The sequence below is a fragment of the Herbidospora sakaeratensis genome (genome assembly GCF_001570525.1).
Taxonomy (GTDB): Bacteria; Actinomycetota; Actinomycetes; order Streptosporangiales; family Streptosporangiaceae; genus Herbidospora; species Herbidospora sakaeratensis.
This window is the reverse complement of sequence record NZ_BBXC01000007.1, coordinates 1,342,804-1,360,298: the sequence shown is the minus strand read 5'-3', so window position 1 is coordinate 1,360,298 and position 17,495 is coordinate 1,342,804. Positions and strand designations below refer to the sequence as shown.

Here is a 17,495-nt window from a genome sequence, read left to right as displayed (position 1 = left end):
AAACTCTCAGACGCCCGCCCTCACCTGCGCTAATGCGGTTGAGGTGCGCCGAGCGTGTCGAGGAGACGGCGGGCCGTGTCGGTCACCCTGCTGGCCCCCCTGCGGGCCGCCGCCTCGGCCAGCCCCGGCACCTCGCCCCGGGCGCCCGCGAGCACGGCCGCCCTGACCGCGACGTCGAGCAGGCCGGCCAGCCCGTGGACGGGCCGCCCGGGGCGGCGCAGCAGCAGCGGCAGCGCCTCGGCCAGCAGCGCCCACGTCTCGCGATGGGCTCCCGACAAGACGAGGTCCTCGAGGGCGGGCGTGGCCCGGTTGAGCGGCACGGCGCCCGCCCCGGCCAGCTGGCCGAGGGCCCAGCCGAAGTCGGCGGGGGCGAGCTCGCCGCGTACCGCGAGGATCTTCATCGCCTCGACGGCGAGGTCGCGCTTCTCGGGGTCCTTGTGGCCGAGCGCCATCGTGACGGCGCTCGCCGTCGCGCGCCCGACCGGGCCGCTCCCCTGGACCAGCGCCCGCAGCGTCGACACCCGGGCCTCGTTCGACCGGATGCCGGCGACGAAGCATTCGAGCACGTGGGCGGCGACCACCTCGCGGTGGGACGGCAGCACCGCAGGCCACCACCGGGTCTCGCCGGAGTGGTGGTTCCAGTCGCCCGGCCCGAGCGTGCACAACGCGGCGACCGGATCGGGCAGCCCGGGAGCGGACGGCCGGACGCGGGCGTGCACGGCCGACATCTCCCGGTCTTCGAACCAGTCGGGATCGAGGGTGGTCTCGACGGAGCAGGTCACCTCGGGGTCGGCCAGCCCGCCGTCGCGCAACCACGCGGCCAGCCGCCGGCCCGCCGGGGAGGTCAGGCGATCGGCGCGGGCCCGCACGGCCGGGTCGACGGTGCGCGGCAGCCGGAGCAGGGCCTGGCAGAAGTCGAGCGGCAGCGGCTCGGCGTCGCCCAGCCGCGTCACGCGGTCGACCAGTGTCGCGGCGTCGACGTGGCCGGTGGGCTCGGTCGGGGTGGCCAGCAGGAGGGGGATGGTGCGGCCCGATTCGAGCAGCGCGACGACCTCGCGCACCCGGTCGCGGGTGAAGCGGTCGAACGGCGTGCCCTGGTCGGGCGAGTGGGGCAGATACCCGGTGATCCGGCCCGACAACTCGGCGCTCTCGGCCGGGTTCACCAGCGCGAGCGCGCACTGGGTCAGCAGCACGTCGAGGTGGTGGGCCAGGTAGTAGTGATCGATGGGGCGGAGCCGCCCCCAGCCCCCCTCGGCCCACGGCCGCACGGCGGCGATCGTCGCCTCGCGGTCGTCATGGCTGAACGCCACCAGCGCGGCCATGATCCGCTCGACCTCGGCGGGGTCGTGGGACGGCCCGTCGTCGCCCACCCGGTCGGCGAGCTCGGCCGGGGAGCCGATCGCCGGCGGCAGCGCGGGCAACCCACCCGTCACCCGCAGCTCGCCGGGCGTCAGCACCTCGGCGGGCTCCGCCTCGACCGCCCCGAACGCGTCGGCGACCCGGGCGCGCAGCTCCGGCGGCAGCCCCGACGCGGCCTCGCGGACGACGACGGCCGTCTCGGGAGAGGCGTGCGGGGCGAGCGTGAGCGCCAGGCGCACCGCGCGGTCGCGCAGCGCCGGGGTCTGCTGATCGAAGACGACCGCCAGCGCCGCGAGCGCGCCGTCGGCCTCCTCGGGCCGCGCGTGGGCGATCCACTGGAGCGCGGTGGTGACGTGTCTCTTCTCGGGCCGGAACGCCAGCGCCCCCACGGCCTCGGCGAACAGGCCGGCGTCGAGCGGGACCCGGGCCAGTTCGCCGACGGCCAGCACCGCGAGCGGCGGCGCGGCGACCGGCAGCACCCTGACCAGGTCGATCGCGGGGATCTCGGCGGGTTCGGGGCGCAGCCGCTCCCATAACAGGGTGAACGGCTCGATGTCGCGGTCGTGCCCGTGGGTCAGGAACCGCGACACGCACCCGTCGAGCAGCATGCGCCGGTCGAGCCGCCCCTCGTCCGCGAGGGCGGTCAGCGCGCCGATGACGGTGGTCTTGTCGTAGGCGCCGTTCCACTTCCCGTCGTGGATCAGCGGCGCGGCGACGCCCTCGGCGGTGAACACCCGGGGCGTCAGCACGTCGAGGAGCGGATCGTCGCGGAGCAGGCCGAGCCCTCCGCCCTGCCAGAACCGGTGGCACACGTCCCACAACCAGCCGACGACGAAGGCGTCGTTCCCGGGCGGCTCGATGCCCGTCTCGATCACGAGGCGCGCGGCCAGGTCGTAGCCGGGCTGGCCGTCGACGTTCTGCCAGCCCCGGCGCTCGCCCGGCCGCAGCCCGGTGACGAGACGGCGGGCCAGGTCACACCGCCACCGCTCGTCTCTCGGCCGGAGGATCTCGGCGACGCGCTCGGCGTCGGTTCTGGGCCACTGTGGCAGCCGGAGTTCGCGCCGGTCGAGCCAGGCGGCGACCTGGGCGGCGCCGGAGAAGCAGGCCGCCCCGGCGACCCGGAAGGCCCTCGCCCGTCCGGCGACCTCGGCGCGCGGCCGGGAGGCCGCATGGCGGGGCAGCTCGTCGGCGACGGCCCTGCGGTCGGCGTCGGTGAGCGACCCGGCGAGGGCGGCCAGCCCGGCGTCGTCACCGGCGTCGATGTACTTCCCGACCTGCTCCCACGCGTTCACGCCGGGGACTCTAGCGGCCCTCCCCGACAGAATCGCCACGGAAGAGGCGGGGCCGGGGGGCGAGGGTCGACATGATCGTCTCGATCACCGATTCGGGCACGTCAGGACCGGCGATGATCGCCACGGTGGCGTCGCGGCGTTCGACGATCCGGCCCTCCAGGCCGCCGAAGCCCGGTGGCCAGATCGTCACCTCGACCGCCGGGCCGGTGGCGGCGACCAGCCGGTAGTGCAGGAAGCCCGGGGAGACGTCCACCACCTCCAGCGTGTGATCGGCCAGGTCGGGGGCGAGCAACGGCAGCCGCCAGCCCAGTCCCGGGGCGGTGAGCAGGGCCGCCACGGCGTAGGCCCCCGCGACGACCAGGGCCGACGGGAGGATCTCCAGGTCGCCGACCTGAAGGTACAGATAGCCCGCCACCATGACGATCAGCAGTCCGAGCACCGCCGCGTACCCCGCGGGCCGCACCCGGAACGCCCAGAGGAGCGGCCAGGCCAGGAGCGCGCCCGCCGGAAGCGCGGCGTAGACCAGGGTGAACAACCCGTAGACGGTGACGGGACTCAGGTGCGGGACCAGCCCTGTCGCCACAAGGACCAGGCCGAAGGCGAGCACTCCGGCCGCCGCTCCGGCGGCCGTTCGTCGGACGATGAGGAGCATGTCCGTGATCGTGACAGGCTCCGGTGACGGTTACGTCACTCCGGCGGCTTCAGCGAGACGTGGTAGTGGCCGACGAGCCACCGGTCGTCGTGGCGTTCCAGCACCATCGTCACGTGACGGCGCACGACCTCGCCGTCGGCGTAGGTGAAGTCGGCGGCCGCGTAGCCCGTGACGACGTCGTCGGCCGACCGGCGGGCGTCGATGATCGCGTAGTCGACCCGCAGGCCCGCCGGCTGGCCGTCGTAGTAGGCGACGACCGAGGCGCGGCCCCGCGTGGGCTCGGGGTGGGCGCCCTGGAACAGCGCGTCGTCGGCGAACACCGTGCCGATCTCGTCGGGGTCGTGGACGTCGATGCCGTGTTTCCAGACGGCGAGCACGCCCGCGAAGACCTCCTCGCTCATCGGCCCGCGCTCTGGCCGCCGTCGACGTGCAGGAACTCCCCGGTGACGAGCGGCGCCCGCTCCAGGTAGAGCACGCCGTGGGTGACGTCGCTGATGTGCCCGATCTTCTTCATCGGGTGCATCTGGGCGAGCTGGTCGGGGTCGCCGCCGCTGTGCAGCGGCGTGTCGATCAGGCCCGGCGACACGGCGTTGACCCGGATGCCGCGGGAGGCGTACTCGATGGCCAGTGACTTGGTGGCCGCCGCGACCCCGCCCTTGCTGAGCGAGGCCAGCACCGAGGGGACGGCGGAGTTGGCCTGCTCGACGAGCGTGGTGGTGATGCTGACGATGTGGCCGCCGCCCTGTTCCAGCATCGGGTCGATGACCTGCTGCGTGAGGTGGAAGAAGCCGCCGACGTTGATGTCCATCACCTTCTTGTAGTCCTCGTGCGTGTAGTCGGTGAACGGCTTGGCGACGAAGACGCCCGCGTTGTTGATCAGGGTGTCGACGCGCCCGAACCGGTGCAGCGCGGTCTTCACGACCTGCTCGGCGGTGGCGGGCTCGGCGATGTCGCCGGGCACCGCGACCACTTCGGGGTCGTCGGCGGGCTCGATGGAACGCGAGGTGGCCACCACGGCGTAGCCCAGTTCCCGGTACGCCGCCACCAGGGCCGCTCCAATGCCCTGCGAGGCCCCGGTGATGACGGCGACGCGCTGATCTGCCATGACTTGCTCCTAGACGGTCGGTCTACTACTGACATTTCCGTTTTAGCCGACCGGTCGTATAATTGCAAGATGGGCCGAACGTCAGACGCTCGGGAGCGGATCCTCGCCGCCGCCACCGACCTGTTCTCCCGCCGCTCCTACGGCTCCATCGGCGTCGCGGAGATCTGTGCGCAGGCGGGCACGCCGAAGGGCAGCTTCTACCACTTCTTCGAGTCGAAGCAGGCGCTCGCCCTGGAGATCATCGACCTCCAGTGGAACTCCCAGCGCGGCCGCTGGCAGGCGATCCTCGACGGCGACCGCCCGCTCGTCCACCGGCTCAAAGACCTGTTCGCGTTCACGGTCGAGGTGCAGACCGCCTCGCTCAACGACGCCGGCATCGTCTCCGGCTGCCTGTTCGGCAACCTCAGCCTCGAACTGAGCACCGGCGACGACCCGATGCGCCAGAAACTGCGCACGATCTTCGACGAGCAGGTCGACCTCATCCGCCGCTCGATCGAGGCCGCCCAGGCGCAGGGCGAGCTGACCGCCATCGACGCGCCCGGGGCGGCCAAGTCGATCGTCGCCCAGATCGAGGGCACGGTCCTGTTCGCGAAACTGTTCAACGATCCGGGCCAGCTCGACCAACTCTGGGCCAACAGCCTGCGCCTCCTCCAGGTCGCCGAGACCGCGGAGACGTAACGTTCGGGAGTGGCTGAGACGTACGACCATCGGGGAGACCCGGTCACGCATGGCCGGGCCCATGTCAACGGCATCCGCATGCACTACGTGACCGCCGGGCGGGGCGAACCGCTGCTGCTGCTCCACGGCACCCCGAAGAACCACTTCTACTGGTACAAACTGATCCCGCTGCTGACCGAGCACTTCACGGTCGTCGCGCCCGACCTGCGCGGCTTCGGCCACACCGACAAACCGCCGGCCGAAGAGGGCTACGACAGCCTCACCAGCACGGCCGACGTGGCCGAACTGATGGATCGGCTCGGCCACGCGAGCTACCACGTCCACGGGGAGGACCGCGGCGCGGAGTACGGCTACGTGCTCGCGGCGACCCGTCCCGAGCGGATCAGGACCCTGTCGTTCGGCGAGATGCTGCTCTCCGGCGGCGGGTTCGAGGAGTGGACGGCCTTCACGCCCGACCACGTCTCGGCGCAGTACCGGCGGCAGGGCGTCTGGTTGTGGCATCCGCCGTTCTTCTGGCTCCCGCACATCCCGGAGATGCTGATCACCGGGCACGAACGGGAGTTCTGGGAGTACTGGATCAAGGCGGAGACCTACAACCCCTACGCCGTCTCCGAAGAGGCCATCGCCGAGTGGATCGGCTGCCTCAAGGCGCCCGGCGGGCTGCGCGGATGCCTGGAGAGCTACCGCGCCGGCCTGGCGAACGCGCGCATCAACGCGGAGCTCCGGCAGACCCGGCTGACGTTGCCGATCATGACGGTCGGCGCGACGGAGTTCTTCGGCGCGCTCGTCGCCGACCAGATGCGCGCGGTGTCCGAGGGCGTCGAACGGGAGCACGTCTTCGACCGGTGCGGCCACAGCCTCGCGCTCGAAGCCGAAGACCGGCTGGCCGCGAGCCTGCGCGACTTCATGCTGACGCGGCCTTCAGCAACAGCCCGCTGAGCTCCCCGGGCACGGTGACCATGCAGTCGTGGCCGCTGCGCAGCTCCCAGACCCGCGCCCCGGGCGGGACGCGGCGGGCGACGCCCTCCGGGGCGTCGCCGACGCAGTGCACGCAGGTCCGCGGGATGGCCGCCAGGGCCGCCTCGTCGAGGCTCACCGGCTGCTGGAAGCAGCGCACCGGCTCGTCCGAGAGCATCGGGCGCAGCCATTCGACGTCGGCGGGGTCGGTCACCCCGAAATCGCCGCCCATGGGCGGGATGCGCCAGCCGCCGGCCGCGTCGATGAGGCCCTGCGTGAAGGGCATGACGTCGAGCACGCTCTCGCCGTCGGCGGGGATCATCGCGTCGACGTACACGAGCGCGGAGACGCGCTCCGGCGCCAGGCCGGCCACGGCGGAGATCACCATCCCGGCGTAGCTGTGCCCGACGAGGACCACGTCGGTCAGGTCCTCGTCGGCGAGGACGGCCAGGACGTCGGCGACGTGGGTGTCGAGGCCCACATCGGGGCCGAGCAGGTGTTCCTTGTCGCCGTGGCCGGTCAGCGAGGGGGCGAGCACGCGGTGCCCGGCTTCGGTCAGCAGGGGGACGACGCGGTCCCAGACGCGGCCGCTGTGCCAGGCGCCGTGGACGAGCAGGAAGGTCTTCATGGGCTCGACGCTAGAGATCCGTTAGGAACCTTTTGGTACCTTTCGGCGCGTGCATGATTCCGCAGGCAGCGTCTTCCTCGCCGACTGCCCCGCCCGGCTGGCCATCGAGATCATCACCACCAAGTGGGCGGTCGTCGTGCTGTTCGCGCTCAGCCGGGGGCCGTGCCGGCACGGCGAGCTCGTCGACCTCGTCGGCGGCGTCTCGCGCAAGGTGCTCACCCAGACGCTGCGCCGGTTGCAGGGCTACGGCCTGGTCGAACGCCACGCCTACGCCGAGGCTCCCCCACGCGTCGAGTACAGCCTGACCGAGCTGGGGCTGACCCTCGTCGAGCCGATCGCGGTGCTCACCGACTGGGCGAGGTCGCACGGCGACGCGATCGTCACCTTCCAGGAGAACGCCGCCCCAGACCGTCGAGCATGAGCGGCAGGAAACGTTCCGGGATGACGCCCGGGTTGCAGGCGAAGACGTTGAGCAGGTCCATGACGTCGCCGGTGCCGACGTCCGACCGCATCGCGCCGTCGGCCTGCGCCTGACCGACCAGCACGTCGAGCCGCTCGACCAGCGCCTCTCTCGCCTCCGGCGCGGAGGTCCCGGCCAGCGCGGCCGCGACGGCGCCCCGGCCCTCGTCCACGGCGTGCACGACGAAGGCGCGCACGGCCGCCCACGCGTCGGGCCCGGCCGACGCGGCTTCGCCGAGGGCGTCGATGAGCTCGTGGACGTACTGCTCCGCCAGCGCCGCGAGCAGGGTGTTCCGGTCGGGGAAACGGCGGTAGAGGGTGCCCACGCCGACCCCCGCCCGGCGGGCGATCAGCTCCATCGGCACGTCGGGGCCGCGCTCGGCCACCACATCACGAGCCGCTTCGAGAATCTTGTCCCGATTGCGGCGGGCGTCGGCGCGCATGTGAGACGCTCCTAAGTGGACGATCGGCTTCCGCTTACTATAGGAGATGGTCATGGCGATCGTGGTGACGGGCGCGACGGGCACGATCGGGCGCGCGCTGATCGGGGAACTCGGCGGCGCGGCGCTGGCGGTGGTGCGGCGGCCGGAACAGGGCGCGGACCTCGGCTGTGAGCACGTGGTCGGCGACCTGGAGCGGCCGGAGAGCATTCCCGTCGGGCCCGGCGACCGGCTCTTCCTCAACAGCTCGATCTGGCCCGGCTTCGTGGCGGCGCACCGGGCGGTGATCGACCACGCGGCGGCCCGGGGCGCGGCGCAGGTGGTGACGGTGTCCGTGCGCGGCGCGACGCCGGCCGGGCTGCTCGCCTCGGGCCTGCACGGGCAGGTGGACGACCACCTCACGGCGTCGGGCGTGCCCTGGTCGATCCTGGCGCCGGTCGGGTTCATGCAGAACCTCGCGGGCGACGTCGACGACGAGGGGCGGATCTTCGGCGCGTACGGCCGGGGCCCGGTCGGCTACATCGACGCCCGCGACATCGCGGCGGTCGCGGCCGCGCTGCTCACCCGCCCCGTGGGCGAGAACGCGACCTACGAACTCACCGGCCCGGCCGCGCCGACGCACGACGAGATCGCCGCCGAACTCACCCGCGCGCTCGGGCGACCGGTGCGATACGTGGACATGTCCGTCGAGGAGGGCGCCGAACACTTCGGGAAACGCGGCCTGCCCGCCGAGGCGGCCCGCGACCTGGCACTGCTGATGGCCCAGATCGGCGACGGCCGCTGGGCCACCACGACGACGACCGTCGCCGACATCCTGGGCCGCCCGGCGCGCCCACTGCGGGAGTTCCTCGGGTAGACGGGCGGCGAAGGACGCTGTTCTAGCGCACCGCTATCAGGCCGCGCTGGTAGGCGGCCACCAGGCGGCGGGGCACCAGGAGGCGTTCGCCGCCGACCACGATCGGGACCAGGTCGGGGGCCGCCGCCTTCCACTGGGCGCGGCGGTGGCGGGTGTTGCTGCGGGAGGTCTTCCGCTTCGGGACGGCCATCGTCACCAGCTCGCCTTCGTGACGCCGGGCAGTTCGCCCCGGTGGGCCATCGCGCGGAAGCGGACGCGCGACAGGCCGAACTTGGTCAGGTGGCCGCGGGGCCGGCCGTCGACGGCGTCGCGGTTGCGCACGCGGGTCGCGCTGGCGTCGCGGGGCTGGCGGGCCAGTTCGCGGGCCGCCGCGGCCTTCTCCTCGGGCGTGCCCACGCGGACGAGCTCCTTGAGCTCGGCGCGGCGGGCGGCGTAGCGGGCGACGACGGCGCGGCGGCGGTCGTTGGCGGCGATCTTGCTCTTCTTGGCCATCAGATCCTCTCTCCTCTGGCGCGGATGCGGGCCACGGCCGCCTCGATGCCGATCTTGTCGATGGTCTTGATCGCACGGGTGCTGAGGGTGAGCCGGACGTGCCGGTTCTCGCTCGGCACCCAGTAGCGGCGGCTCTGGATGTTGGGGTCCCACCGGCGGCGGGTGCGGCGGTGGGAGTGGGAGACCCGGTTGCCGAAGACCGGCTGCGCGCCGGTGAGCTGGCAGCGGGCGCTCATCGTTCCTCCCGGAACGCGACGTGGCGGCGCACGATCGGGTCGTACTTGCTGAGGGTGAGCCGGTCGGGGTCGTTGCGGCGGTTCTTGCGGGTCACGTAGGTGTAGCCGGTGCCCGCCGTGGAGCGGAGTTTGATCACCGGGCGTAGTTCGTTCCTGGCCAAGGCCGGGTCCTTCCTGGAGGCGTGTCCATGCGATGATAATGATAATTGTTTTCATTCGCTACTCGAGAGGTCCGCCATGACCACCCCCGTCGTCCTGGTCGCCGGCCTGCACCGCCGGGCCCGCACCGCCACCGTCCACCGTCTGCTGGCCGCCCACCCCGGCGCGGTGGCCGTCCACCACGACCTGCGCGAGGTCGCCTCCGGCCGGGTCGAGCGCACCGTCCGCGACGTCTCCGGCGTGCTGGAGCGGGCCGAGGTGCGGCTGGCGCACGGGTGCGTCACCTGCACGGTCAGGGAGGACCTGCTGCCCGAGCTGATCCGGCGTGCGCCGAGCGCGTCGCTGCTGGTCGTCGACCTGTGGGACGCGGTCGAACCGCGCGCGGTCGCCGAGGCGCTCGACACCGAGGAGGCGGCCGAGGCGCTGCGGCTGACCTGCGTGGCGACCGCGCTGCACGCCGCGCGGCTGCCGGTCGACATCGTCCGGGGCGAGCGGTTGTCGGAGACGGGCCACGGCACGGGCGGCGACCGGCGGCACCTGGCCGAGGTGCTGGCCCGGCAGACGGAGTACGCGACCGCTCTGGTCCTGTACGGCGGGGACGAGGAGGACCACGACCTGTCGCGTGCCCTGCTGGCCCACCTCGCGCCCGCCACCCCCGTGGCCGACGGCCTGCCCGAGGTGACCGGCCCCGCCCTGGACACCCGGACCCTGGCCGAACGCGTCGACCCCGCCACCGCCGTGTTGCCGTGCGACGCGCGCGACGGCGAGGTCACCACCGTCGTGTGGCACCGCCTGCGCCCGCTGCACCCCGGGCGGCTGTTCGAGGCCCTCGACGACCTGGTCACCACCTCGGTCCGCTCGCGCGGCCGGTTCTGGCTGGCCACCCGGCCCGACCGGCTGCTCGGCTGGGACGCCGTCGCGGGCGGCATGGCCGTCGAGGACGCCGGCCCGTGGCTGGCCGCGCTGCCCGAGGCCGCCTGGGACCTGGTCTCCCCCGCCCGCCGCGCGGCCGCCGCCCTCGACTGGACCGGCCCGCTCGGCGACCGCGTCCAGCACCTGGTCTTCATCGGCCCCGACCTCGACCGCGACCGCGTCCACGCCACGCTCGACGCGTGCCTGCTGACCCCGGAGGAGGCGGTGGCGGGCTCATCGGCCTGGGCCCGGTACGACGACCCGTTCGCCCCCCTCCTGGAACCGGCCGAAAGTCCGAGGCTCGGCTCCGACCGTTGACCGAGGCGGCGCGGGCGGGCGGTTCGTAGCCTCGGGCGCATGACGTTTCTCGTGACCGGGGCGACGGGCCGGGCCGGCCGCCACGTCGTCGACGCGCTGCTCGCCGAGGGCCACCGGGTGCGCGCCCTGACCCGCCACCCCGGCGAGGCGGCCTTCCCGCCGCAGGTGGAGGTCGCGGGCGGCGACCTCACCGACCCCGAATCGCTGCGCGCCGCGTTACGCGGCGTGGTGGGCGTGCACCTGCTCACCACCGGCGGGGACGACTACGCCACCCTCGCCACCGGCCCCGAGCTGGTCGCCCTGTTCGCCGAGGCGGGCGTCCGGCGGGTCGCCCTGTTGTGGAACGGGCGGGTGGGGCCGGTCGAGGAGGCGTTCGCGGCCGGGCCGGTCGAGTGGACCCGGCTGGAGGCGACCGACTTCATGGCCAACACCCTCCAGTGGTCGCCTCAGATCGAGAAAGGCCGGGTCGAGGAGGTGTTCGGGGACGTGCCCGTGGCGTTCGTGCACGAGGCCGACGTCGGCGCGGTCGCGGCCCGGATCCTGATCGACGGCGGGCACGCGGGGCGGTCGTACACGATCACCGGACCGGCCGCCCTGACGGCCCGCGAGCGGCTCGCCGCGATCGGGGAGGTGCTGGGACGGCGGCTGGAGTTCGCCGAGCTGGGCGAGGAGCAGGCCCGGGAGCGCTGGCGGGCGGCCGGGCACGGGGAGGAGCTGATCGAGATCTTCGCCGCGTGGCACCGCACCCCCCACCCGGCCACGTCGACGGTCAGGGACCTGCTGGGGCGGGAGCCGCTGTCGTACCGGGACTGGCTCGCTACGACCTTCGCAGGCCGGTGACCTGCAGCGCCGCGAAGGCCGCGACCACCACGGCCTGGGCGACGGCCCACAGGGCGCCGACGGTGGTGAACGCCACCGCGCCGGCGAGCACGGCGGCGACGCTGCCCAGCGACCACAACACGTTCAGGGTGATGACCGCCGTGGTCCCGGCCGGGCTGATCGGGCGCCGCGTGGACAGCAGGCCGACCGCGAGGCCGTACACGAGAAGGAAGGCGCCGATGCCCCGGAGCAGGCCGGCCTCCGGGCCGAGCAGGGAGCTCACGGGGCCGGCGAGGGCGAGGTAGATCAGGCCGTTGCCGCCGGTGACGACGGCGTCGCCGAGGAGCGCCAGGCGCAGGAACTTCGTGCGGTCGGTGACGGTGGTCATCTCGGGCTCCTCCGGCGGAAAGGGGACGTGCCGACACCCCGAACGATGTCAGCCGCCGCGCGGAGCCGCGATTACGTCGCGGGTAACGGGCACGAGGGAGAAGACGCGCAGGAACGGGTCGAGGAGCTCGGCGCGGCCCGTGAGGGCGACCTCGCCCAATCTGGCCGCCCTGATCAGGGCCCGGAAGGAGGGCGGGCCGTCGGGCCGGAAGGTGATCACGAGGTCGGGCTCGCGGGGGGCCGGGCCGACGCCGGAGACGAGATCTCCGTCGGCCACGACGAGGTGCAGCACCACGTCGGCGACGTGGACCTCCCAGGTCGCGTGGAGGCCCGACGCGGCCTCGGCGTCGAAGGCCGCGCGGAAGGTGATGGTCATCAGCTCGGGCCGGACGATGTCGCCGGGCTGCGGCTCGCCCATCTGGCCGGCGCCCCAGCGGCCGAGGGCCAGGAGGGCGGGCTGGAGGTCGACGCCGGCGGCGGTCAGCGCGTAGAGCACGCCGCGCTTCGGCGCGGGGGCGAGGCGGCGCTCGACGACGCCCGCCTGCTCCAGCTCCTTCAGCCGGGTGGCCAGCACGTTGGTGGGGATGCCCGGGAGGCTCTCGACCAGGTCGGTGTAGCGGAGGGGGCGGACGAGCAGGTCGCGGACGATCAACATGGCCCATCGTTCGCCCACGATCTCAAGGGCGCGGGCCAGGCCGCAGTACTGCCCGTAGTCGCGACGCGTCATGCAGAAATGATAGCTCACTTTCTCGACAGAAGTTCACTTGCAGAAATGAAGTAAAGCTGGCTACTGTCACGGCATGACATCCATCAGGCTGCCGCTCACCGTCGGCTTCGCCGGGATCTCGGCGGCGATGGTGGCGATCCTCGCCGCGGCCGGGGTGCCGACCCCGCTGCTCCCGGTCTACGAGTCCTCCTGGCACCTCGCGCCGTGGGAGCTGACGCTCGCGTTCGGCGTCTACTCCCTCGCGCTCCTGCTCACCATCCTGGTGATCGGCTCGTTGTCCGACCACGTCGGACGGAGGCCGCTCATGATCGCGGCCCTCGCGGTCGAGCTGGTGGCGATGCTGGTGTTCCTGTCGGCGTCCTCGATCAGGGGGCTGGTCGCGGCCCGGATCGTGCAGGGCATCGCCACGGGCGCGGCGTCGAGTTCGCTCAGCGCCGCCGTCGTGGAGCTCGCGCCGGCCCGGCACAAGAAGCTCGGCGCGCTGGTGACCACGGTCGCGCCGCTGGCGGGCCTGGCCCTGGGGGCGATCTTCGCGGGCCTGCTGGCCGAGTTCGCCGCCGAGCCCGTGTTCGCGGTCTGGCTGGTGCTCGTCGTGGTCATGGCGGCCGGGACGGTGTTCACCCTGTTCACCCCCGAGACGTCCACCCCCAAACCGGGCGCGTTGCGGTCGCTGGCGCCGCGCGTCTCGGTGCCGCCGCAGGTGCGGCGGCTGTTCGCCACGACGCTGCCCAGCACGGTCAGCGCCTTCATGACGATGGCGCTGTTCCTCGGGCTGGTCCCCATCGTGCTCGGGGGCGAGTTCGGGGTGCACAACCCGATCGCCGGGGCGCTGGCCGCCTTCGTCGCCTTCACCGCCGGAGGCGTCGCCTCGGTGGTCACCACCGGGGTGCCGCCCCGGGTGCTGCGCCTGTACGGCATGGCTCTGGTCGCCGTCGGCGCGGTCCTGTTCGTCGCGACCGTGGCCGCCGGGGCGCTGCCCCTGCTGTGGGCCGCCGCCGTGTTCGGCGGGGCCGGGGTCGGCACGTCGTTCTCCGGCCTGACCCGGGGGCTGGTGCCCGAGGTGCGGCCGCACGAGCGCGCCGGCCTGTTCGCGGCCATCTACCTCGTGGGCTACCTCGCGCTGGGGGTGCCCGCCATCGTCGCCGGCCAGCTGGTCGGCGTGGTCGGCGTGTCGTCCATGGCCACCGGCTACGGGACCGTCGTGGCGATCACGGCCCTGGCCGGCACGCTCGTCATGGCCGGGCGACCCCGTCGTACTCCACCCACAGATGGCGCGGCCCGCGCAGAACCGGACTTGGCCGGTAGGGCGGCGGGTCGCTGACCAGCCTCGGCCCGATCAGGCGGCGGACCAGCTCGGTCAGCACGATCTGCGCCTCCAGCCGGGCCAGCGGAGCGCCGAAGCAGTAGTGGACGCCGCCCCCGAACCCCAGGTGCTCGTTGCGCGGCCGGTCGAGCGAGAACCGGTCGGGGTCGGGCACGTGGGCGGGGTCGCGGCTGCCCGCCGCCAGTGCCAGCACGATCGGCGACCCGGCCGGGATCACGACCCCCGCGATGGTGAGGTCCTCCAGCGCCGTCCGCATGGGCAGCATCTGCACCGGCGGCTCGAACCGCAGCAGCTCCTCGACCGCCGGCACGATCAGGCCGGGGTCGGCCTGGACGCGGGCCAGGATCTCGGGGTGCCGCAGGAAGGTGAGCATGCCGTTGGCGATCAGGTTGATCGTGGTCTCGTGCCCGGCGATCAGCAGCAGCACGCCGGTCCTGACGATGTCGTCCCGGGTCATCTCGCCGTCGGCGATGAGGCCCGACAGCAGGTCGTCGCCGGGCTCGCGGCGGCGGGCGTCGACCAGGTCGCTCAGGTAGCCGTCGAACTTGGCGGTCACCTCCAGCCGGGCGCGCTCGCGTTCGGCGCGGTGCTGCTCGCCCGGCGCGAGCGTCTCGATCAGCTCGTCGGCCCAGGCGTGGAACCGCCCCTCGTCCTCGCGCGGCACGCCGAGCAGCCGGCAGATCATCGTGACCGGCAGCGGGTAGGCGACCTCCTCGACCAGGTCGGCGCGGCGTCTGCCGGCCAGGGCGTCGACCAGGCCGGTCGTGACGGCCAGCATCTCGGGGCGCAGCGCGTCGATCCGGCCGGGTGAGTGGGGCGGGCCGAAGTGGCGCATGGCCAGGCGGCGCAGCCGGTCGTGCTCGGGCGGGTCGAGGGCGATGAAGGCCGGGACCCGGTCGGGGTCGCGGCGGCGGGAGCTGACGCGCGGGTCGTGCAGCAGGGCGACGATCTCCTGGTAGGTGCTGACGACGTAGGTGCCGTCGTCCTGCCGCGCCACCGGCGTGGACCGCAACTCGGCGAACATCGGGTAGGGGTCGGGGCGGCCCGACGGCTCGAGCAGACGCTGGAACGGACAACTCACGACGTGACTCCCCCGGGTGCGTGCAGCAGCGAGACCCGCCGTTCGGCCGGGTCGTGGCCGGTCACCACCACGGTCGTCTCGGCGGTGGCCGACAGCCGTTCGGGCACCCGCGCGGGTTGCGCGTCGCCCTGCGGGAGGGGCGCGGCCTGTTCGATGCGGCGCTGGTAGAACTCCAGCCACAGGCCCTGGTCGAAGGTGACGGCCGCGGTCATCCGCCCCTGGTAGCCGTACGCGGCGACGAACCGGCGCTCGGCCGTCGAGCCCTGCGTGACGACGATCTGGTCGGCGAAGGTCGGCACGCCGACCGACTTGATGTTGATCCCGAACTGGCTCGACCAGAACACCGGCACCGCCAGGTGCGGCCAGCGGTGGGCCTGGTCGCTGATCATGTTGTGGGCGGCGATCTCCGATTGGGCGACCGCGTTCCCCCAGTGCTCCAGCGTCATGAACTGGTACTGGTAGAGCGGGTGCGGGAACCGCGCGATGTCGCCGGCCACGAAGACGTCGTCCAGCACCAGCCCGTTGAGGTCGACGGCGCGGCAGCCCGCGTCGCAGGTCACCCCCCACACCCCCGCGGCCAGCCCCGACCCGCGCAACCACTCGACGTTGCGGATGGAGCCGAGCGCGACCACGGCGACGTCGGCCTCGACCACGGAGCCGTCCGACAGGCGCGCCCGGCGGAACCGGCCCTGGGCGTCGCCCTCCAGCGCGGTGACGGTCGTGCCGCAGCGCAGGTCGACGCCGTGCTCGCGCTGCAGGTCGGCCGCGACGTCGCCGATCACCCCGCCCAGGGCGCTCACCAGCGGGGCGGGCCCGCGCTCGACGACGGTCACCGGCAGGTCGAGCTCCCGGCAGACCGAGGCGATCTCGCTGCCGGTGAAGCCCGCCCCCAGGATCAGCACCCGCTTCGGCCCCGCCGCCAGCGCCGCGCGCAGCCCGGCCGCGTCCTTCGCCGACCGCACGGTGTGCACGCCCGTCAGCGCGGCCTCCCGCTCGTCGTGCCAGGGCCGGGCGCGGGTGCCGGTGGCCAGCAGCACGCGGTCGAAGGGGATCTCGCGCCCGTCGGCCAGCAGCACCTTCTTCGCGGCCACGTCGAGGCCGGCGGCCGGGGTGCCGGTCAGCCACTCGGCCTCGACCCGGCGCACCTTCGGCAGCTTGGTGTGCTCGGGCGCGACCTCTCCGGTGAGCACCTGCTTCGACAGGGGCGGCCGGTCGTAGGGCTCGCCGTCCTCCTCGCCGATCACGGTCAGCGGGCCGCCGAACCCGTCGCGCCGCAGCGCCTCGGCCGCCCGCGCCCCGGCCAGCGACCCGCCGACGATGACGATCCGCCCCTCGAACCGGGTCCCGCACTCCCGGGAGGCGGGCAGCGCGCGCATGGCCGTCCAGTCGAGGTGGATGGCCTGGACGGGACAGGCCGCCGCCGCCCGCAGGATGTGGTCGCGCTGGTCGTCGGGCGGGTCGAGGTCGTACCGGAGCACCTCCTCGCCCATGGTGAAGACCTCGGGCGCGAGGAAGACACACTGGCCGTAGCCCTGGCACCTGGTCAGATCGACGACCACTCTCACACCGTCAGCCGTGCCCGCCCCCGCCGCCCGGAATGCTCAGAAGACACCGATCTTTGAGTAAGCACCGAGAATGTCCCCATGACCAAGCGCATCCTGTACGTGCTCCTGGCGGTCGTCCTCGTCGTCGACGTGCCCTGGGCCGAGGGCCTGCGCTTCGAGCACTCGTCGGAGGAGATGGCGGAGTTCGCCCGCACGCTGGGCAAGGGCGTCGAGGTCCGCGACGTGCACATCGGGCTGTTGTCGTTCGTGTTCGTCCGCCAGGAGGAGGACGGGGTGATCTTCTACCGGGGCCGCACCTGGGACCAGGACGGCTACGGCTACATCTGGAACCCCGTCCGCCGACCGGCCGAAGTGCGCCACCTGGCGGGCCCCTGGTACCGCCTGTGGAACGACGCCCACATGTGACCGGCGGCTACGCCGACAGGCGCCCCAGATGCTCGTCGAGGAGCGCGGTGACCTCGTCGGCCGTGTAGTGCCCGACGAGAGCGGCGTTCACGACGCCCTGGGCGAAGGCGTACAGGATGCTCGCCTCCTTGCCCGCGTCCAGGCCGGCGGCGAGCTGACCGGCGGCCTGGGCGGCCCTGATCTGCTCGGCGAGGAAGGCGAGCAGGTGCGTGTACCCCATCCGCATCGCGGCGGCCTGGTTGTCGTTCACCACCGAACTCGCCTGGAAGGCCAGCCCGACGCGGTTGAGGTAGCGGCGTTCCTCGTCGAGGGGCAGCAGCTCCAGGACGGTCGTCCGCAGCACGTCGAGCGGCGTCGGCTGCCGGGCGGCCACGGTCGCGATGCGCTCGCCGATCCAGACGCCGATGCGCTCCAGCGCCAGCAGCAGCATCTGCTCCTTGGTGGCGACGTAGTACTGCACCGCCCCCATGGACATCCCGGCCTCGGCGGCGACCTCTCTCAGGCTGACGCTCTCCATCCCCTTGTCGTGGACGATGCGGTGCACGGCGTCGGCGATGTGCCGGCGCCGGGCGTCGTGGTCGACGATCTTCGGCATTGCCCGCCATTTTTCTCATGCGAGTGCATGGTAAAAGCTCTTTTCTCAT

The 17,495-nt window shown here is 73.2% G+C and carries 23 protein-coding genes; 8 read left to right on the top strand and 15 right to left on the bottom strand.

The window, feature by feature from the left end; genetic code table 11:
• Positions 1–29: 29 nt before the first annotated feature.
• From AW271_RS05785 to AW271_RS05770, 4 genes are read right to left on the bottom strand one after another with little or no spacing between them, the layout of a single operon-like run.
• Positions 30–2,651 (bottom strand): DUF7825 domain-containing protein, encoded by a 2,622-nt coding sequence (locus AW271_RS05785; protein ID WP_062332754.1) that lies wholly within the window; start codon positions 2,649–2,651, stop codon positions 30–32.
• 10 nt (positions 2,652–2,661) lie between these two features.
• Positions 2,662–3,303, bottom strand: coding sequence for a hypothetical protein (locus tag AW271_RS05780; protein WP_157553909.1), 642 nt, complete (start codon positions 3,301–3,303; stop codon positions 2,662–2,664).
• 35 nt (positions 3,304–3,338) lie between these two features.
• Positions 3,339–3,704, bottom strand: coding sequence for an SgcJ/EcaC family oxidoreductase (locus AW271_RS05775; protein ID WP_062332751.1), 366 nt, complete (start codon positions 3,702–3,704; stop codon positions 3,339–3,341).
• On the bottom strand, positions 3,701–4,408 hold the full coding sequence (locus AW271_RS05770; RefSeq protein WP_062332749.1) for an SDR family NAD(P)-dependent oxidoreductase: 708 nt from the start codon (positions 4,406–4,408) through the stop codon (positions 3,701–3,703). Before AW271_RS05770 ends, AW271_RS05775 begins: the two co-directional genes overlap by 4 nt.
• A 69-nt stretch (positions 4,409–4,477) precedes the next feature.
• Here AW271_RS05770 and AW271_RS05765 point away from each other — a divergent pair, with 69 nt between their 5' ends.
• Together AW271_RS05765 and AW271_RS05760 are read left to right on the top strand one after the other, a co-directional pair.
• Positions 4,478–5,086 carry a TetR/AcrR family transcriptional regulator gene (locus AW271_RS05765; RefSeq protein ID WP_062332746.1) on the top strand — a complete coding sequence of 203 codons (609 nt, stop codon included), beginning with the start codon at positions 4,478–4,480 and terminating at the stop codon, positions 5,084–5,086.
• A 9-nt stretch (positions 5,087–5,095) separates the two neighbouring features.
• Positions 5,096–6,025, top strand: coding sequence for an alpha/beta fold hydrolase (locus AW271_RS05760; protein WP_062332743.1), 930 nt, complete (start codon positions 5,096–5,098; stop codon positions 6,023–6,025).
• Here the strand turns inward: AW271_RS05760 and AW271_RS05755 are convergent.
• Positions 5,991–6,671, bottom strand: coding sequence for an alpha/beta fold hydrolase (locus AW271_RS05755; RefSeq protein ID WP_062332740.1), 681 nt, complete (start codon positions 6,669–6,671; stop codon positions 5,991–5,993). The genes AW271_RS05760 and AW271_RS05755 overlap by 35 nt on opposite strands.
• Positions 6,672–6,720: 49 nt before the next feature.
• On the opposite strand from AW271_RS05755, the gene AW271_RS05750 reads away from it, so the two are divergent.
• Complete coding sequence (locus AW271_RS05750; RefSeq protein WP_062332737.1) at positions 6,721–7,092, top strand: winged helix-turn-helix transcriptional regulator; 372 nt, start codon at positions 6,721–6,723, stop codon at positions 7,090–7,092.
• Here AW271_RS05750 and AW271_RS05745 read toward each other — a convergent pair.
• Positions 7,052–7,573, bottom strand: a complete 522-nt coding sequence (locus tag AW271_RS05745; RefSeq protein WP_062332735.1) for a TetR/AcrR family transcriptional regulator — start codon at positions 7,571–7,573, stop codon at positions 7,052–7,054. The two genes, AW271_RS05750 and AW271_RS05745, sit on opposite strands and share 41 nt — an antisense overlap.
• Positions 7,574–7,625: 52 nt before the next feature.
• On the opposite strand from AW271_RS05745, the gene AW271_RS05740 reads away from it, so the two are divergent.
• Complete coding sequence (locus tag AW271_RS05740; RefSeq protein WP_062333178.1) at positions 7,626–8,426, top strand: NAD(P)H-binding protein; 801 nt, start codon at positions 7,626–7,628, stop codon at positions 8,424–8,426.
• Positions 8,427–8,448: 22 nt separating this feature from the next.
• Here the strand turns inward: AW271_RS05740 and rpmF are convergent, their stop codons facing one another.
• Genes rpmF through rpmG form a run of 4 tightly spaced genes read right to left on the bottom strand, consistent with a single transcriptional unit; the run spans position 8,449 to position 9,315 of the window.
• Complete coding sequence (rpmF, locus tag AW271_RS05735) at positions 8,449–8,616, bottom strand: 50S ribosomal protein L32 (RefSeq protein ID WP_062332732.1); 168 nt, start codon at positions 8,614–8,616, stop codon at positions 8,449–8,451.
• Positions 8,617–8,618: 2 nt separating this feature from the next.
• On the bottom strand, positions 8,619–8,918 hold the full coding sequence (gene rpsN / locus AW271_RS05730; RefSeq protein ID WP_062332729.1) for a 30S ribosomal protein S14: 300 nt from the start codon (positions 8,916–8,918) through the stop codon (positions 8,619–8,621).
• On the bottom strand, positions 8,918–9,154 hold the full coding sequence (rpmB, locus tag AW271_RS05725) for a 50S ribosomal protein L28 (RefSeq protein ID WP_062332726.1): 237 nt from the start codon (positions 9,152–9,154) through the stop codon (positions 8,918–8,920). Before rpmB ends, rpsN begins: the two co-directional genes overlap by 1 nt.
• On the bottom strand, positions 9,151–9,315 hold the full coding sequence (gene rpmG / locus AW271_RS05720) for a 50S ribosomal protein L33 (RefSeq protein WP_062332723.1): 165 nt from the start codon (positions 9,313–9,315) through the stop codon (positions 9,151–9,153). Before rpmG ends, rpmB begins: the two co-directional genes overlap by 4 nt.
• 76 nt (positions 9,316–9,391) lie before the next feature.
• On the opposite strand from rpmG, the gene AW271_RS05715 reads away from it, so the two are divergent.
• Together AW271_RS05715 and AW271_RS05710 are read left to right on the top strand one after the other, a co-directional pair.
• Entirely contained in the window at positions 9,392–10,543 is a 1,152-nt protein-coding gene (locus AW271_RS05715) for a CobW family GTP-binding protein (RefSeq protein ID WP_062332720.1), read from the top strand.
• A 39-nt stretch (positions 10,544–10,582) separates the two neighbouring features.
• Complete coding sequence (locus AW271_RS05710) at positions 10,583–11,383, top strand: SDR family oxidoreductase (protein ID WP_062332717.1); 801 nt, start codon at positions 10,583–10,585, stop codon at positions 11,381–11,383.
• Here the strand turns inward: AW271_RS05710 and AW271_RS05705 are convergent.
• Both AW271_RS05705 and AW271_RS05700 read right to left on the bottom strand, forming a co-directional pair.
• Entirely contained in the window at positions 11,361–11,750 is a 390-nt protein-coding gene (locus AW271_RS05705) for a hypothetical protein (protein ID WP_062332714.1), read from the bottom strand. The two genes, AW271_RS05710 and AW271_RS05705, sit on opposite strands and share 23 nt — an antisense overlap.
• A 48-nt stretch (positions 11,751–11,798) precedes the next feature.
• Positions 11,799–12,476: a winged helix-turn-helix transcriptional regulator gene (locus tag AW271_RS05700; protein WP_062332711.1), complete on the bottom strand. Its 678-nt coding sequence runs from the start codon at positions 12,474–12,476 to the stop codon at positions 11,799–11,801.
• 73 nt (positions 12,477–12,549) lie between these two features.
• Here AW271_RS05700 and AW271_RS38255 point away from each other — a divergent pair, with 73 nt between their 5' ends.
• Positions 12,550–13,797, top strand: a complete 1,248-nt coding sequence (locus AW271_RS38255; RefSeq protein ID WP_083976096.1) for an MFS transporter — start codon at positions 12,550–12,552, stop codon at positions 13,795–13,797.
• Here AW271_RS38255 and AW271_RS05690 read toward each other — a convergent pair.
• Together AW271_RS05690 and AW271_RS05685 are read right to left on the bottom strand one after the other, a co-directional pair.
• Positions 13,709–14,881, bottom strand: a complete 1,173-nt coding sequence (locus tag AW271_RS05690) for a cytochrome P450 (protein ID WP_062332706.1) — start codon at positions 14,879–14,881, stop codon at positions 13,709–13,711. The two genes, AW271_RS38255 and AW271_RS05690, sit on opposite strands and share 89 nt — an antisense overlap.
• Positions 14,878–16,440 (bottom strand): FAD-dependent oxidoreductase, encoded by a 1,563-nt coding sequence (locus AW271_RS05685; protein WP_218007950.1) that lies wholly within the window; start codon positions 16,438–16,440, stop codon positions 14,878–14,880. Before AW271_RS05685 ends, AW271_RS05690 begins: the two co-directional genes overlap by 4 nt.
• A gap of 84 nt (positions 16,441–16,524) precedes the next feature.
• Between AW271_RS05685 and AW271_RS05680 the strand changes: the two genes are divergently transcribed.
• The gene (locus AW271_RS05680; RefSeq protein WP_062332699.1) at positions 16,525–16,851 is read left to right on the top strand and encodes a hypothetical protein; all 327 of its coding nucleotides are present in this window, start codon (positions 16,525–16,527) and stop codon (positions 16,849–16,851) included.
• A 7-nt stretch (positions 16,852–16,858) separates the two neighbouring features.
• Here AW271_RS05680 and AW271_RS05675 read toward each other — a convergent pair whose 3' ends face one another.
• A complete protein-coding gene (locus AW271_RS05675) occupies positions 16,859–17,446 on the bottom strand; it encodes a TetR/AcrR family transcriptional regulator (RefSeq protein ID WP_062332696.1) in 588 nt (195 codons plus the stop codon).
• Positions 17,447–17,495: the final 49 nt, after the last annotated feature.